This is a genomic window from Stenotrophomonas sp. (assembly GCF_035634915.1).
Classification (GTDB): Bacteria; Pseudomonadota; Gammaproteobacteria; order Xanthomonadales; family Xanthomonadaceae; genus Stenotrophomonas.
On sequence record NZ_DASQCB010000024.1, the window covers coordinates 120,774 to 137,848 of the forward strand.

12 protein-coding genes are annotated in these 17,075 nt (G+C 67.3%); 6 read left to right on the top strand and 6 right to left on the bottom strand.

What is annotated here, in order from left to right:
* The 4 genes from VER16_RS19005 to rhlB form a co-directional block, all read right to left on the bottom strand.
* Positions 1-843 carry a response regulator gene (locus VER16_RS19005; RefSeq protein ID WP_324810802.1) on the bottom strand — a complete coding sequence of 281 codons (843 nt, stop codon included), beginning with the start codon at positions 841-843 and terminating at the stop codon, positions 1-3.
* Between the two features lie 7 nt (positions 844-850).
* Positions 851-1,798, bottom strand: coding sequence for a permease-like cell division protein FtsX (gene ftsX, locus VER16_RS19010; protein WP_324810805.1), 948 nt, complete (start codon positions 1,796-1,798; stop codon positions 851-853).
* 3 nt (positions 1,799-1,801) lie between these two features.
* Entirely contained in the window at positions 1,802-2,488 is a 687-nt protein-coding gene (gene ftsE / locus VER16_RS19015; protein ID WP_324810807.1) for a cell division ATP-binding protein FtsE, read from the bottom strand.
* A gap of 169 nt (positions 2,489-2,657) precedes the next feature.
* Positions 2,658-4,376: an ATP-dependent RNA helicase RhlB gene (rhlB, locus tag VER16_RS19020; protein ID WP_324810808.1), complete on the bottom strand. Its 1,719-nt coding sequence runs from the start codon at positions 4,374-4,376 to the stop codon at positions 2,658-2,660.
* Positions 4,377-4,900: 524 nt separating this feature from the next.
* Here rhlB and trxA point away from each other — a divergent pair.
* On the top strand, positions 4,901-5,230 hold the full coding sequence (gene trxA / locus VER16_RS19025; protein ID WP_025878607.1) for a thioredoxin: 330 nt from the start codon (positions 4,901-4,903) through the stop codon (positions 5,228-5,230).
* Between the two features lie 227 nt (positions 5,231-5,457).
* Entirely contained in the window at positions 5,458-7,224 is a 1,767-nt protein-coding gene (gene rho / locus VER16_RS19030) for a transcription termination factor Rho (protein ID WP_324810812.1), read from the top strand.
* Between the two features lie 102 nt (positions 7,225-7,326).
* Here rho and VER16_RS19035 read toward each other — a convergent pair whose 3' ends face one another.
* Both VER16_RS19035 and VER16_RS19040 read right to left on the bottom strand, forming a co-directional pair.
* The gene (locus VER16_RS19035) at positions 7,327-8,394 is read right to left on the bottom strand and encodes a hypothetical protein (protein ID WP_324810814.1); all 1,068 of its coding nucleotides are present in this window, start codon (positions 8,392-8,394) and stop codon (positions 7,327-7,329) included.
* Between the two features lie 138 nt (positions 8,395-8,532).
* The gene (locus VER16_RS19040; RefSeq protein ID WP_324810816.1) at positions 8,533-11,064 is read right to left on the bottom strand and encodes a glycoside hydrolase family 3 protein; all 2,532 of its coding nucleotides are present in this window, start codon (positions 11,062-11,064) and stop codon (positions 8,533-8,535) included.
* A gap of 341 nt (positions 11,065-11,405) precedes the next feature.
* On the opposite strand from VER16_RS19040, the gene VER16_RS19045 reads away from it, so the two are divergent.
* From VER16_RS19045 to VER16_RS19060, 4 genes are all read left to right on the top strand, one after another.
* Entirely contained in the window at positions 11,406-12,413 is a 1,008-nt protein-coding gene (locus VER16_RS19045) for a LacI family DNA-binding transcriptional regulator (RefSeq protein WP_324810818.1), read from the top strand.
* Between the two features lie 185 nt (positions 12,414-12,598).
* Entirely contained in the window at positions 12,599-12,868 is a 270-nt protein-coding gene (locus tag VER16_RS19050) for a hypothetical protein (protein ID WP_324810820.1), read from the top strand.
* Positions 12,869-12,968: 100 nt separating this feature from the next.
* Positions 12,969-15,956 carry a TonB-dependent receptor gene (locus VER16_RS19055; protein ID WP_324810822.1) on the top strand — a complete coding sequence of 996 codons (2,988 nt, stop codon included), beginning with the start codon at positions 12,969-12,971 and terminating at the stop codon, positions 15,954-15,956.
* 82 nt (positions 15,957-16,038) lie between these two features.
* Complete coding sequence (locus VER16_RS19060; RefSeq protein WP_324810824.1) at positions 16,039-17,055, top strand: cupin-like domain-containing protein; 1,017 nt, start codon at positions 16,039-16,041, stop codon at positions 17,053-17,055.
* Positions 17,056-17,075: the final 20 nt, after the last annotated feature.

Sequence of the window (17,075 nt, forward strand, 5' to 3'; positions counted from 1 at the left end):
CTATCGCAACAGGGGTCCATCATTCAAACGGGCCAGCCGCAGCTGGAACAGCACCTTGGTCACCAGCAGGCGCTCCTCGATCGGCTTGAGCACCAGATCGTTGGCACCGGCCTGCAGCAGCCCGGTCTGGTTGTGCGGGTTGCCGTCGCCGGTCATCACCAGCACCGGCAGGCGGCGCTTGCCGTAGCCGAAATCCACGCGCACGCGCTGCACCACATCGCGGCCGCTCAGTTCCCCCTTCAGGGTGACATCGGTCAGCACCAGGTCGATGCGGTGGCGGCTGCGGCCCAGCGATTCGGCGGTGAGCAGGGTGAAGGCTTCCTCGGCACTGACCACATGCAGCACGTTCAACTGCTGCCGCTCGAGCATGCGCTTGGTCGCCTCGGCCACCACACGGCTGTCCTCGACGTAGAGGATGGTGGCGCCGGGAATGGTCTGCGGCTGCACGTAGCCGCGGATGAAGGTCGCCAGCGCCTCGTGGCCGAGTGCCTTGTCGAAATAGTCGGTGACGAACTCGGTGAAGCGGCGTTGTTCCAGGTGCTGCTGCGCATCGCCGGAGACCACGATCACCGGCACGTAGGCCTGGCCGGCGGCTTCACGCACGCGCTTGGCCAACGCCAGGCCATCGCCGTCGCGCAGGGTCAGCGAGGTCGTGACCAGGTCCACCGGGCCCTGTGCCAGCACCTTCTGCGCTTCTTCGATGCTGTCGCAGCCGATCACCTCCACGCCCGGCAGGTCGCGCTGCAGGACGTCAGCGATCAGCTTGCGGACCAGCTTGGAACCATCGACCACCATCACCCGCGTCGCGGGCCCTTCAAGGTGCTTCAACGCTTGCGGCTGCATGCTGGTCTCAGGTGTCGGTGGGGCGGGTCTGGCGGAGGAAATGACCGGTCACCAGCCAGGCACCCAGCCAGCCCAGCAGCAGGGTGCCGAGCAGCACCAGGCTGCCGTGCAGCAGGTCCAGGCCGTGCAGGACGAACGGGCTGCCATAGCTGCGCGACAGCTCGGCCAGCGGCGCACGCAGGGCGGCACCGGCCACACCGATCAGGGCCAGCGCGACCGCGCCGGCGCCCAGGCCATACCAGGCGCCCAGGTACAGGAACGGGCGGCGGATGAAACCATCGCTGGCGCCCAGCAGCTGCAGCACACCGATTTCCTCGCGGCGGGCCTGGATGTCCAGGCGTACGGTGTTGCCCACCACCAGCGCGGCACCGGCGCCGAGCAGCGCGGACAGCACCTGCACCAGGCGCGCACCAAAGGCCAGCCAGGCATCCAGACGCTGCCGCCACAGGGCGTCGTGCTGCACCAGGTCGGCCCCCGGCAGGCTTTCCAGCGCGCGCGCCAGCCTCGCGTCATCCTGGCCCTGGCCCGGGGTGACCACCAGCAGCGACGGCAGCGGGTTGTCGTTGAGTGCATCGATGGCCTCGCCGAGGCCGGCATCGCGCAGTTCCTGCAGGCCCTGTTCGGGCGTACGCACGGCCACGTTGGCCACGTCCTGGCGGTCGCGCAGCTCGCCGGCCAGGCGCAGCGCCCCCGGTCCATCCACGTCGGCCTTCAGGAACACATTGATGTCGCGCGACTGCTGCACGCTGCCGGCGAACTGCTTGAGGTTGTCCAAGGCGATGGACAGGCCCAGCGGCAGGGCCAGCGCCAGCGCCATGACCATTACCGTCAGCAGCGTCGCCCACGGCTTGCGGCAGGCGCGGCCCAGGCTGAACACCACGCTGTGGGCGTGGTGGTGGAACCACACGCCCAGGCGCGAGGGTGCGGCGGCTTCGCTGTTTTCGTTCTTGCCCATGGGTTACTCCGCCAGGTCCTGCGGCGAGATGTCGTCCGCCAGCCGGCCATGGTCGAGGATCAGCACACGCTTGCGCATGCGCCGCAGCAGCGGCAGGTCGTGGCTGACCACCAGTACGCTGGTACCGCGCGACGGCAGTTCGGCGAACAGGGCCATGATTTCCGCCGCCAGCGTCGGGTCGAGGTTGCCGGTCGGCTCGTCGGCCACCAGCAGCTTGGGTTCGCCGACGATCGCGCGGGCGATGCCCACGCGTTGCTGTTCACCGGCTGACAGCTGCGAGGGCAGCGCCTTTTCGCGGTGCCCCAGGCCCATGCGTTCCAGCACCGAACGCACGCGCTTGCCGATGTCGCCGCGGCGGGTGCCGCGCAGGATCAGCGGCAGCGCTACGTTCTCGGCGATGGAGCGGTCCATCAGCAGGCGATGGTCCTGGTAGACCGCCCCCACCGCGCGCCGGTGGCGCGGGATGTCATCGCCGCGCACCTTCAGCAGGTTGCGCTCGTCGAACACCACGGCGCCGCGGCTGGGCCGCTCGTCCAGGTGGATCAACTTGAGCAGGGTGCTCTTGCCCGCCCCGGAATGGCCGGTGACGAACAGCATTTCGCCGGGGGCCACTTCGAAGCTGACATCGGTCAGGGCTTCGTGGCCACCGGCGTACTGTTTGCTGACATTGTCGAAGCGCAGGACACTCATGCCCCGATTATGCAGGAGCGGCGCGACATCGTGGAGATGGTGGGGCGATGGGTGGTAGCCGCAGGAGCAGCCGAGCGTAGGCTCGGCTCTACAGGGCGGCATGGGGGCTGTAGAGCCGAGCCCATGCTCGGCTCAGTGCGGACCCAGGTCCGCACCCACCATCGGCGGCTCAGTTGCCCGACAGCATCCGGCGGATCTTGCGGCCGATGCGGGTCAGGAACGAGTCACCGGTGTCGGCCGCGGTACGCACCGGCTTGGCCACCACCTGCACCGGGGTGACCGGGCCGTTGCTGTTGCCCTGCACGCCCTCGGCACCTTCGACCGGACGGCCGTGGCGACGACGACGACGCTTGCGCGGCTTGTGCTCGCCGTCCACCGCACCTTCCGGTGCGCCTTCGGCACGCGGCGGGCGCGGCGGACGCGGGGCCTGGGCGGCGGCGCCTTCGGCACCGGCGACCGGCGCGGCAGCGCCCTGCTCGCCTTCCACGCGCGGCTTGCGCGGGCCACGCGCGCGGCGTTCGCCGCTGCGCTCACCATCGCGACCACCACGGCCACCACCGCCGCTGCCGGAACGGCCGCCACTGCGGCCACCGCCTCGACGCTCTTCCTCGGCAGCGCGGGCTTCGCGCGCTTCGCGGAAGATCTGGCCCACGCTTTCGTTGTCGTCGCCTTCCTCGCCTGCGGCCGGGGCCGGGCGTTCCGGGCGCGGCAGCGGGGTCATCAGTTCCTTGGTGACCGGCTCGGACGGAATCTTCTGCTCGATGTACGCCTCGATGTCCGGCAGGCCCATCGCGTAGCGCTCGCAGGCGAAGCTGATCGCATCACCCTCTTCGCCCAGGCGCGCGGTACGGCCGATGCGGTGCACGTAGTCTTCGGCGTCGAACGGCAGGTCGTAGTTGTAGACGTACTTGATGCCGTCGATATGCAGGCCGCGGGCGGCCACGTCGGTGGCCACCAGGATTTCCAGCTGGCCCTTCTGGAAGCGGTTGAGCAGGCTCTCGCGCTTCTTCTGCGGCACGTCACCGGACAGCACGCCGACGCGGTAGCCGGCCTTTTCCAGCGAACGGGCCACGCGCTCGACGAACACCTTGGTGTTGACGAAGACCATGGTGCGCGCGCCTTCGCTGCGCGACAGCAGGCCCAGCAGCAGCGGGATCTTCTCGTCATCGGCCGGGAAGTAGATGCGCTGGCGCACGCGCGCGGCGGTGATGGTCTCGGCTTCGACCACCAGCTTCTGCGGCTCGTTCATGTGCTCGTAGGCCAGCTCCAGCACGCGGTGGCTGAGGGTGGCGCTGAACAGCAGGGTCTGGCGGGTGGTGCGCTCCGGCATGCGGCGCAGCAGGAAGCGGATGTCCTTGATGAAGCCCAGGTCGAACATGCGGTCGGCTTCGTCCAGCACGCAGATCTCGCAGGCATGCAGCGACACCACCTTGTGCTGCTTGACGTAGTCGATCAGGCGGCCCGGGGTGGCGATGATGACGTCCACGCCCTGCTGCAGCAGCTCGCGCTGCTTGTCGTAGTCCACGCCGCCGTAGACCAGGGCGAAACGCAGGCCCAGGTCAGAACCGAACTTCACCGCATCCTTGTGGATCTGGATGGCCAGTTCGCGGGTCGGGGCCAGGATCAGCGCGCGCGGGTCTTCCGGCTTGCGGTCGGCCAGGGCCGGACGGGTCAGCAGGCGGTTCACGACAGCAACCAGGAAGGCCAGGGTCTTGCCGGTGCCGGTCTGGGCCTGGCCGGCGACATCACCACCGGGCAGCGCGACCGGCAGGGTCAGCGCCTGGATCGGGGTGCAGCGGGTGAATCCGGCTCCTTCAAGGCCAGCCTGCAGGGCCGGATGCAGCTCAAAGGAGGAAAAGGTCAAATCGGTCAGCGGTTTGTCGCTCATGAGTCCGTCTTGGTATGGCCGCCGGCCCTCGGGGCGGCTGGCACTTCATCGTCTGGGGGGCACCGTCGCAAACTGCGGCCCCTGCGGCGGGTTGGGGGGCGGGGACCAGCCGGTCCGCACGCCGCACAATGACCCAGTTTAACGCACTCGGGCCGGCAAACCGGAACCACCCGTCTCACTGCTTCTGGAGACGCCTCGCAGGGACGGCATCTTCACCCAGCCACACGCCACTTGAACGGCACCGACGCGGCCACTGGCCCCGTCCCGATGCCATCCCCATCTGCTGGGAGACAGTGAAATCCGACACATACCGGGGTCCACCACGATCACGATACGCTGGGTTCCAGCCAGCAACTGTCCCCGCCCCGCGATAGGGGTACACTGCCGGCCGTGAGCGTCCAGGCATCCCGCCGAACGCACCGCGGCAGACCGCCGCGAGGCAACGACGAGGGTCGCGCCACCGGGCATGGCCCAGTTCACCCACCTCCGGCCTGGCCGGGTGCAATCCAAGACGAGAAACCAAGATGAGCGACAAGGTTGTACACGTCGGCGATGCCGACTTTGATAGCGCCGTACTGAATTCCAAGGAACCGGTGCTGGTCGATTTCTGGGCCGAATGGTGTGGCCCCTGCAAGATGATCGCCCCGGCGCTGGACGAACTGGCTGACGCCTACCAGGGCCGCGCCAAGATCGCCAAGGTCAACGTCGACAACAATCGTGCGCTGGCCGCCAAGTACCACGTGCGTTCGATCCCGTACCTGGTCGTCTTCAAGGACGGCGAGAAGGTCGGCGAGCAGATCGGTGCGGTGGGCAAGGCCCAGCTGGCCGGCCTGCTGGACAAGGCCCTGGCCTGATCCTGCTGTTCCACGGCAGCCGCTGACCGCGGCTGCCGCGGGGCGCCCCGCGCCCGCATGAATGCAGTTCCCCGCAGCCCTTGCATGGCGCTGCAGGCCGATGATAGTGTCGGCATATCCGGCCGCGTTCGCGTGCCGCACCCTCTGGACGCAGTTTCTTCCAGACCCATTCCCAACGTTCGCCGCCCCAGCCGGGCGCTCGCACCTTCAAGCGAGGAATAACGCTCTTGTCCGATAACACTCCTGAAACCGGCAGCGCCGATGCGCCCGCCGAAAAGCGCGTGCGCAAGCCCCGCGTGAGCAAGGCCGCCGCACCGGCTGCCGCCGAAACCAGTGCTGCCCCCGCGCAGCCGACCCTGCCGCTGGCAGCCGCGCCCGACGCGTCGGCACCGGCCGCAGCCGCCGCCCCCGTAGCCACCCCCGCGCCGAGCGCGCCTGCTGCTGAAGCCCCCGCCGCCGGCGGTGGTGATGGCGGCGAAGGCCGCGAATCCGGCCAGCCGCGCCAGCAGCACCATCAGGGCGGTGGCCAGAACCAGGGCCAGAACAACAACCCCTACAACCAGGGTGGCCAGAACGGCCAGCAGGGCCAGGGCAACCGCCGCGACCGCTTCCGCAACCGCCGCGACCGTGACCGCAACCGCGGTGGCCGCGATGACGGCATGCCGCAGGACGGCGGCGAGCAGCAGCCCTTCGTGCCGCGCCCGCACGCCAACGTGCCGGAAGGCTTCCCGGTCTATTCGCTGAGCGACCTCAAGCGCATGCCGGCGCAGAAGCTGCTGGAAATCGCCGAGCAGCTGCAGATTTCCGAAGGCGTCGCCCGCGCCCGCAAGCAGGACGTGATCTTCGCCCTGCTGAAGGTGCTGACCCGCCACGGTGACGGCGTCGCCGCCGACGGCGTGCTGGAAATCCTTCCCGACGGTTTCGGTTTCCTGCGCGCGGCCGAGGCCAGCTATCTGGCCGGCCCGGACGACACCTACATCTCGCCCAGCCAGATCCGCCGCTTCAACCTGCGCACCGGCGACCACATTTCCGGCCGCATCCGCTTCCCGAAGGACGGCGAGCGCTACTTCGCACTGAACATCGTCGACACCATCAACGGTGAGCCGATCGAAGCGTCGAAGAACAAGGTGCTGTTCGAGAACCTGACCCCGCTGTTCCCGCGTCGCCGCTTCACTCTGGAGCGCGGCAACGGTTCGTCGGAAGACATCACCGGCCGCATCCTCGACCTGATGGCACCGCAGGGCAAGGGCCAGCGCTCGCTCATCGTTTCCCAGCCGAAGGCCGGTAAAACGATGATGATGCAGCAGGTGGCCACGGCCATCACCACCAACCACCCGGACGTGCACCTGATCGTGCTGCTGATCGACGAGCGCCCGGAAGAAGTGACCGAAATGCAGCGCACGGTGCGCGGCGAGGTCATCAGCTCGACCTTCGACGAACCGGCCGCGCGCCACGTGCAGGTGGCCGAAATGGTCATCGAGCGCGCCAAGCGCCTGGTCGAGCACAAGAAGGACGTGGTGATCCTGCTCGACTCGATCACCCGCCTGGCCCGCGCCTACAACAACGTGGTGCCCAGCTCGGGCAAGGTGCTGACCGGTGGCGTGGACGCCAACGCCCTGCACCGCCCGAAGCGCTTCTTTGGTGCCGCGCGCAACGTGGAAGAAGGCGGCAGCCTGACCATCATCGCCACCGCGCTGGTCGACACCGGCTCGAAGATGGACGAGGTGATCTACGAAGAGTTCAAGGGCACCGGCAACAGCGAAGTGCACCTGAGCCGTCGCATTGCTGAAAAGCGCGTGTTCCCGGCCATCGACATCAACCGTTCGGGCACCCGCCGCGAAGACCTGCTGATCGAACCGGAACTGCTGCAGAAGATCTGGATTCTGCGCAAGCTGCTGCATCCGATGGATGAAATGGCCGCGATGGAATTCCTGCTGGACAAGATGAAGAACACCAAGTCCAACGACGAGTTCTTCGGTTCCATGAAGCGATAAGAAGAAAGCCCCGCATTGCGGGGCTTTTTTTTGTTTTCGGGAAGGCCCATCCACGCATGGCGTGGATCTACCGATAGCGCCGGGCCGTGCCCGGCGGGGGCACTATGCACAGACCTCGCGCGGGTCCAGGCCGAGGTCACGGCAGATGCGGTCGTGGGCCAGGCCGGCACATCGCAGGCTGCCGCCCAGCATTTCGCTGAGCTTGCTGTCGCCGCGATAGGCAAGGTGGCACCACGGTTCGACCGGCACCTTGCCGCCCTGCGCCTTCATCACCAGCCGCGCCTCTTCCCAGGCACCGGCGAAGTACAGCGCCAGCGCGAAGTCGGCGCGATAGCGGCGCTCGCGCGTGGACGTGCAGGCCGACAGCGCGCGCTGCAGACCAGCAGGCTCCACGTCCAGCCAGTCCAGCAGGGCCTTGCGCACCAGATCCGCAAGGCCCGGCACGTTGGCTGCACGCACCGCGCCGACAATGTCCAGCGGCGCGTCGCACTCATCCATCCATGGGTAGGTCCATTCCACGACGTGCGCCGCGATCGCCGCATGTGCGTCGCGGCCACGCGGGGCGTGTTCGCTGATCCAATGCAGGTACGCCCACATTTGCTCGTCGCTGCCGCTCCACTTCTCCATGCTGGCCTTGGCCATGATGTAGACCGAAGGTGCATGGAAGGGCGCCAGCGCCATCACCTGGGCGAACCGCTCGCCACGTGCATCACGTTCGATGCCGCACACCACATCACAGTGCAGCAGGCCATAGAACGCCAGCGGCGGTGCCTCCGCGCGTCCGGCTAGTTCCTTGAACAACCGCTGTGCAGCCTGGAACTTCAGCGGGAAAGCACGTTTGCGATCCTCGGGAATCTCGTGGTAATAGGTCTCGCCACGCAGGCGCCAGCCCTCGCCCAGCTCGGCAAAGGCCAGCAGCAGTGCGGCGTGGGGGGAATCGGGTTCGTGTGCGCGCCACTGCGCGGCCAGCGCAGGTGCCTGCACCTGTTGGCCGAGGTAGTAATAGAAATTCACCTCGCTGCCTTCGTGAAGCCCGGCCATCATGGCCGCAGCCTGCGCATAGGCACCCTTCTGCAGGTAATCCAGCAGGGCCCGCGCTTCGGTGACAGACGTGATGTCGATGGTGGAAGCGTAAGGCTGCAGCCTCACGCTCTGGAACAAACGTCGCATGATCGTCCTTGTGTGTGGATCCACGCCATGCGCGGATCGCTTCCTGGTGCGCCAGTGTAACGGCGCACCAGGATCAACGGACAGAACAGCATCCCGTTTTGCCGCCCGCACCGGCGTGCGCCGGCGCGGGCGCACGGCTCACGGGCAGGCCACCGCACCCTCGGCGTTGGCCGTGTTGGCGGTCAGCTTGACCTGGGTGAAGGCCGCCGCGAACGGCGTGTCCGCAGTCACCACGAACGGGGCTTCCACCGCGCCCAGGGCAACACCCTGTTTGGCGAAGCACGCCAGCGGCACGGTCACCGTCTGCTTCTGCCCGGGCGAGAGCTTGGCCAGCAGCGGGGCGATGTCCACCCCACCCTCGCAGCCACTGCCGCACTGCATGGTCACCTTCACCGGCGAAGCAGGTCGCTGCGCCAGCTGCACATCGAACTGCAGCGCACCGCTGCTGCGCGCCAGGGCGCCCAGGTTGCGGCGCGAGGTGCTGCGTGCGATCAGCTGCGCGGGGGCCAGCCAGGTCACTTCCTTGGCGTCCTGCTGGGTGTTCACCTGCACGGTGCGCACCTGCACCACCGGCTTGGCGGTGGGCCAGCGCAGGGTGGCGTTGAGGTCGCTGCCCAGCGGCTGGGTCGCACCGGCAGCCGCCACGTGCAGCGCGAACGGCGGCGTGTCGGCACGGTTGAAGATCGGCAGCACGGTCACTTCGCCGCAGCTGTCCGGGTCGGCCTCGGCCAGCCTGGCGACCTTGCCACCCTTGGCGTAGCTGAGGCCATAGCCGAGCGCGAACAGCGACGGCTTCTTCGCGTCGGGCTGGTCGATCGGGGCCGGGCACGGCACGCCCGGCCACGGGAAGCTGAGGCGGCCACGGAAGTCGTGCGCGGGTTGGCCGCCCTTGCCGGCCACCAGCACATCGGTCACGCCCTTGCCTTCGGTACCCGGCAGCCAGGCCGCAACGAAGGCGCTGGACAGATTCAACAGGTCGTTGGTGTACATCGGACGGCCGGACAGATAGACCGTCACCACCGGCTTGCCGGTCGCAGCGGCGGCCTTCAGTGCGGCCAGGTCCTGCGGGTAGGCACGGCTGTGGCTCACGGTGTCCGAGGCGAGGATGTCACCGTTGGTTTCCGCATACGGCGTTTCGCCAATCACCGCCAGCACCACGTCAAACGCCTTCGGATCGATGCCCTGGCCATCGGCGCTGTAGCTGACCTTGTCCGCGCCCAGTTCAGCGCGCAACGCGCCCAGCACCGAATCGGCGTTGGGGAAATCGGCATTCCTGTTTTCGGTGCCCTGCCAGGTCAGCGACCAGCCACCGGACTGGTCACCGATGTTGTCGGCGCCCTTGCCCACCACCAGCACACGCGCATCGCGGCGCAGCGGCAGTGCATGGTCTTCGTTCTTCAGCAGAACCAGCGATTCACGCACTGCACGGCGCGCCAGATCACGGTGCTGCACGGCGCTGGCGTCGCCGGCATAGCGGCTGTCCGACGGCTTGTGCTCGAACAGCCCGGCGCGCAGCTTCACCCGCAGGATGCGCGTCACCGCATCATCGATGCGCGCCATCGGGATCTCGCCCTTCTGCACCTGCGCGGTGGTGTTGTCGATGAAGGCCTTCCAGTCGTCGGGCACCATCACCATGTCGATGCCGGCGTTGATCGCCTGTGCGCAGCTGTCGTTGCGGCAACCGGGCACCTGGGCGATGCCATTCCAGTCGGAGACGACGAAACCGTCAAAGCCCATTTTGTCCTTCAGTGCGTCGGTCAGCAGTGCCTTGCTGCCGTGCATCTTGCCGTAGTCGACGCCGGCGGCACGATCGTTCCAGCTGTTGAACGAGGCCATCACCGTCTGCGCGCCTTCAGCCAGTGCGCCGTAGTAGCCCTGCGCATGCACGTTGATCATCGTCGCCCTGTCGACCAGCGCCTCGCCCTGGTCGCGGCCGCTGTCGGTGGCGCCATCGCCCAGGTAGTGCTTGGCGGTGGTGACCACGTTGCCATCATCCTTGAACGCGCCCTGCGCGCCCTTGACGTAGGCATGGGCGAAGCGGCGGATCACCGCCGGGTCGGACGAATAGCTTTCGTAGGTGCGGCCCCAGCGCGGGTCGTGGGCCACGGCCAGGGTGGGCGCGAACACCCAGCCGATGCCGGTGGCGCGCACCGAACGCGCGGTCGCCTCGCCAATGCGTTCGATCAGCTCCGGATCACCGGCCGCGCCCAGGCCGATGTTGTGCGGGAACAGGGTGGCACCCAGAACGTTGTTGTGGCCGTGCACGGCATCGGTGCCCCAGATCACCGGTACCGGCGTCTTCGCATCGGTGGCCAGCGAAGCGTCGTGGTAGGCATCAGCCAGCTTCAGCCAGTCCTGCACGCCGGCGTGCTTGTCCATGCCCGGCCACGAGCCGCCGCCGTTCAGCACCGAACCGATGTAGTAGCGGCGGACCTGCTCCGGCGTGATCGTCTTGATCTCGGCCTGGGTCATCTGCCCGATCTTCTGCGCCAGCGTCATCTGCGAAAGGATCTGCTGCACGCGGCTTTCGATTCCCGCATCGGTGGTGATCGCGCTGTGCACGCGCGGCCAGTCCTGCAGGCGTTCACCGCTGGCCGGTGCGGCGCCGACGGGCGCGGCAAGGGCGGCCAGCAGGCAGCTGGCAAGAACGGTCTGGGTGGGGCGATTCACTGGGCTCTACCTCCGTGGATGAAGTTCCTGGCGCGCGCGGCTGCGCCGGCGCGTGGGCATGGGCGCTTGCGCACCGCTCCTGACAGCGCTGTCATATAAGCCCGCCCACGCACTGTCAATCGTTGTTCGCGTTCAAGGGGGTGCGTGTCACGCAACAGCAGGCTCCGGCGCACCCATTGCGCGTTGTCGGCACGCGCGGGTGCTGCATCGCGACACGAAATCGGGACGTGCCAGCCCCCCTCATGTCGTGGCAACATCCGCCTGCTTCGGCAACATCGACCGGGCCACCAGGCACTACCATCGCCGCGAGCCCGCCGCCTTCCAGGAGGATCCATCGCACCATGCGCAGTCGAATCGAGGATGTCGCCGCCGTTGCCGGAGTGTCGATCAAGACCGTGTCGCGCGTGCTCAACCACGAGCCCAACGTGCGCGAGCAGACCCGCGAACGCGTGCTGGCGGCAGTGGCACGGCTGGGCTACAAGCCCAATCCATCGGCACGCAGCCTGGCCGGCCAACGTTCGTATGCGCTGGCACTGGCCTACAACAATCCCTCGCGCAATTACCTGATGGAAATCCAGAGCGGCATGCTGGAAGCCTGTCATGCGCAGCACTACAACCTGATCCTCGGCCCGGTCGGCACCGGCCGCCGCACCCTGCCCGACCTGGCAGCGCTGTTCGAGAATTCGCGCCCGGACGGCGTCGTGCTGATCCCACCCCTGACCGATGACGAGGTGGTGCTGTCCTACCTGGAAGAGCACGGGATTCCCTTCGCGTGCATCGCCCCGCGGCATCCTCAAGGCCGCATCGGCGTACGCATGGATGAGACCACCGCCGTGGTCGAACTGATCGGCCACCTGGTCGCGCAGGGCCATCGCCGCATCGGCCATATCAAGGGCCCGCGCGCACACGGTGCCTGCCAGTGGCGCCACGCCGGCTACCGGCAGGCGCTGCGCGAGGCCGGCATCGCCTATGACGCGGAGCTGGTGGTCAACGGCCAGTTCTCGTTTGAGTCGGGCGTGGCCGCGGCCACGCTGCTGCTCGACCTGGACGATCCGCCGACGGCGATCTTCGCCGCCAACGACGACATGGCCGCCGCGGTGTACCGCGTGGCCGGCGAGCGCGGCCTGCGCGTACCGCGCGATCTGTCGGTGTGCGGCTTCGACGACACGCCGATCGCGGGCCACATCTACCCGGCGCTGACCACCGTGCGCCAACCGACGGCGCACATGGGGCGGCTGGCCACCGAGCAGCTGATCGAGCACATCCGCACTGAGACGGCCGGACGCATGATCACCGTCGAGCATGCGGTGCTGGATCGCGAATCCACCGCCGCGCCACGGCGGCGCTGACCCCGGCCGCAGCGGGCGTTCGCCTTCGCTGCGGGTCTCCACGCGTGCGCAGGCACGCGCACGGCCGAGCCGTGCGCCGTGGCGTGCCCGTGCGCAGGCGATGCCGTACACGCGTTGTCCGCGCGCGGTGGCTGCCATGTCCATAACCTGTCCTCCCCGCCATCGATTCAAGCCATCAAGCAGACATGCGCGACATCCGCTTTCCCTTCTGCTTGTCCAGCGCTGTCAGTCCGTCGCGCATGCTGCCTTCCAGCACCGCACGGCGGCATCTGCGCAGTTTCGTTCTGCACCGCACAACACTTTTCCGCATTTCAATTGGCAGCGCTGTCATGGCTGAAAAATCGCTGGAAATGCCGAAAGCAAAGGCAATTCATCAGCGTGACCGTGTTCATGGCAACGTTTACATGACACCTCATGCACGCATCGATCCGGCGCACTTGATGGCAGTTTGTTGACAACGCTGTCAACCGTAGCTCCAATCCGCCCACATGCAGTAGCCCGCGATCACGACGACGCCACAACGACACCACCGAATTCCCTGGGGAGGGAGCTTCCATGAAGACGTACAAGGCAGTACCTCGCAAGACGATGCTCACTTCCGCGCTGCTTGCAGCGCTCGCTGCACCGGCCTGGGCACAGGACGCACCTGCCGGCGAAACACCCGACCCGGCCACGCTCGATACGGTGCAGGTCACCGGTATCCGCGGCAGCCTGGAATCCTCCATGAACCTCAAGCGCGACAGCCAGGGCGTGGTCGATGGCATCGTTGCCGAGGACATCGGCAAATTCCCGGATACCAACCTGGCCGAATCACTGCAGCGCATCAGTGGTGTATCGATCGACCGCACGTCCAGCGGCGAAGGTTCAAAGGTGACCGTGCGTGGCATCGGCCCGGACTACAACCTGGTGCTGTTGAACGGACGGCAGATGCCGGCATCCAACCTGGGCAACGGCGGTGGCGGCCTGTCCGGCTCGCGTTCGTTCGACTTCGCCAACCTGGCGTCCGAGTCGGTTTCGGCAGTGGAGGTCTACAAGACCAGCCGCGCCGACAACCCGGCCGGTGGCATCGGCGCGACCATCAACATCAAGACCCTGCGCCCGCTGGAATCAGCGCCGGTGATCAGCCTCGGCCTGAAAGCAGTCAACGATTCGTCCAACGACAACCTGCCGCGCACGCTGCAGGGTTCGAACATCACCGGCGAGCTGTCGGGCATCTTCAGCCAGCGCTATGCCGACGACCGCTTTGGCGTGTCGCTCAGTGCCAGCCACCAGGAGCGTGATTCGGGCTTCAACCAGGCCACCGTGGCCGAGGGCTGGGCCACGATGTACGGCGATGACACCACCGACTGGCGCGCCCTGCCGCAGCCCGGCCAGGGATATTCGGACCGCATCACCAACCGCCCGGGCCCGGACGATGTGTACGGCCGCCCGCAGAACACCGCCTACAACGTCAACGGCGTGCAGCGCCAGCGCACCAACGCGCAGGCCACTTTCCAGTGGAAGCCGGCCGACAATGTCACCACCACGCTGGACTACACCTATGTCGAAAACAAGGTGCAGCAGCAGCGCAGCGAGCTGTCGGTGTGGTTCAACTACGGCCCGGGCGACAGCATCTGGACCAACGGCCCGGTGTCGGCGCCGATCATCTACAGCGAGGACATGACCAACTCGGACGTGTCGATGGGGGGCGCGCGTCTGGCCACCAAGACCGACATGCATTCGCTGGGCTTCAACGTGGACTGGGAAGTGAACGACGCGCTGGACCTGTCGTTCGATGCGCACAACTCGCAGTCCGAATCGCAGCCGGACAGCCCCTATGGCTCGGCCGGCGTGCTCGGCGTGGCCGCCTTCGTGCGCGGCACCACCACGGTCGACTACAGCGGCGACCTGCCGATCATCAACATCGCGCTGCCGCCGGGCGGCGTACAGGCCTCCGATGCCCTGGTCACCGGTTCGGTGTTCCAGAACAGCTACAACAAATCCAAGGTGCAGCAGTACCAGGGCCGCGGTACGTTCCGCTTTGCCGACTATTCCGCGCTGGATTTCGGCATCGGCCACACCCAGGTGGAGAACCGCTCGGCGTCGGCCATCATGCAGCGCAACAGCTGGGGTGGCGTCGGTTCGCCGGCCGACTATGCCGATGACATCTGGTACGCCGACAACATGGCCAAGTACTTCAAGGCCTTCTCCGGGCACAGCGATCCGCGCCTGACCGGCCAGTTCCTGGTGTTCGACTTCGACCGCCTGATCGACCGCGCCGCGCAGGTCGGCACCGCCTCCGATCCGGCCTGCCCGACCTGCTATTACGCGCCGACCGAGTACTCCGAAGACATCCGCACCACCGAGAAGACCCGCAGCGCCTACCTGCAGTACCGCACCACCCTCGACTGGTCGATGCCGCTGCACGTGGCTGCCGGCGTGCGCTATGAGCAGACCGAAGTGGAATCCAGCGCGATGGTGCGCGTGCCCACCGGCATCAGCTGGGGCTCGGCCAATGAACTGAACATCGTCTACGCACCGGAAAGCAGCTTCGTCGGCGGTCGCGGCAAGTACGACTACGTGCTGCCCAACGTCGACCTGAAGCTGGACCTGAGCGATACGCTGGCACTGCGCGGCAGCTACAGCCGTACGCTGGGCCGGCCCAGCTGGACGCAGATCCAGAGCGGCCAGTCGCTGGCCGACATCGTGCGCACCCAGGGCGGCAGCGGCAGCCGTGGCAACCCGGGGCTGGAACCGCTGATCTCGGACAACTTCGATCTGTCGCTGGAGTGGTACTACGGCGAAGGCAGCTATGCCTCGGCCGGCTTCTTCCGCAAGAACATCAAGAACTTCATCAGTGACACCGTAGTGCGCGAGAACGCCGGCAACCTGCACACCCCGGTCGGTGGTGCGTACTGGAACGAAGCGCTGGCTTCGTGCGGAGGCACCGACATGCCGTGCATCCGCGATTACATCTTCACCAACCACGCCGGCGACCCGGGCGTGAACTTCACCGGGGTGAACTCGGCCGGCCAGCTGACCGGCACCATCGAAGGCCTGCCCACCGACCCGATTGCCGGTTTCGACGTCACCGTGCCGGCCAACCAGCATTCGGACCACCTCGATGGCTGGGAACTGACCGTACAGCACCTGTTCGGCCAGTCCGGCTTCGGCCTGGCCGCCAACTACACCAAGGTGAAGTCCGGGCTGACCTTCAACAACCTCAGCCTGGGTGACCAGTACCCGATGATCGGCCTGAGCGACTCGGCCAACCTCGTTGCGTTCTACGACAAGAATTCGTGGCAGATCCGTGCGGCCTACAACTGGCGCGACAAGTTCCTCAACGGCATCGGCGGCCAGGGCCCGAACCCGAACTACACTGCCGCCTACGGCCAGCTCGACCTCAACATCAGCTACGCGGTGAGCGAGCAGCTGAGCCTGAGCCTGGAAGCGATCAACCTGACCGACGAGACCATGCGCACCTACTCGCGCCACACCAACATGCTGCGCTATGCCACCCAGACCGGCCCGCGCTACATGTTCGGCGTGCGTTACAAGTTCTGACCGCTGCAGTACCGTGGAGCCGAGCGTGGGCTCGGCTCTACAGGGAGCGGCTCGTGCACCACTCCGCACTGGATGACCGCGCATGCTGCCACTGCCCCGCCCCATCGAAGAGATCCACGGCCTGGACCCGGCGCAGCTGCCCACGCAGCTGCCCACCTGGACCACGCCGAAGGTGATCCGCGGGCTGGTGGCGCACTGGCCGCTGGTGCAGGCTGCGCGCCGCTCCGCCAGCGAGGCCGTGGCCCATCTGGCGACCTTCGACCACGGCCAGATGCCGGTGACGGCGACCACCGCCGCACCCGACACGCACGGCCGGCTGTTCTACAACGCGGACATGAGTGGGTTCAATTTCCGCCGCGAGCAGATCCCGCTGAAGGTGGTGCTGGCCACCTTGTTGAAATACGCCAGCGATCCCGCACCGCCCTCGATCTACGTCGCCTCGACCACGCTGGACAGCTTCCTGCCCGGTTTCAGCCAAGCCAATCCGCTGCACCTCGGCGTGGCCGATCCGCTGGCCAGCATCTGGATCGGCAACCGCTCGCGCATTGCCGCCCACCAGGATGTGCCGGACAACCTGGCCTGCGTAGCCGCCGGCCGCCGACGGGTCACCCTGTTCCCGCCCGCGCAGGTCGGCAACCTGTATGTCGGCCCGCTCGATTTCACCCCGGCCGGGCAGGCGATCAGCCTGGTCGATTTCCATGCCCCGGACCTGCAGCGCTTTCCGCGCTTTGCCCACGCGCTGGAACATGCGCTGGTGGCCGAGCTGGAACCCGGCGATGCGGTGTTCATTCCCTCGCTGTGGTGGCACCACATGGAAGGGCTGGAAGCGTTCAACGTGCTGGTCAACAGCTGGTGGCGACCGGTGCCGGCATGGATGGACTCGCCGATGAACGCGCTGATGCTGGCCATCCTCGCCCTGCGCGACCTGCCGCCGGAACAGCGCGCGCAGTGGCGCGCGATGCTCGACCACTACGTGTTCGACGCCGGTGAACATACGGCGGCGCATGTACCGCACACCGCGCGCGGCGTGCTGGCGCCGCTGGACGCGGCCGGTGCGGAACGGGTGCGCGACACGCTGCGGCGGCGCCTGCAACGCTGACACCGGGAGACCGTACTTAA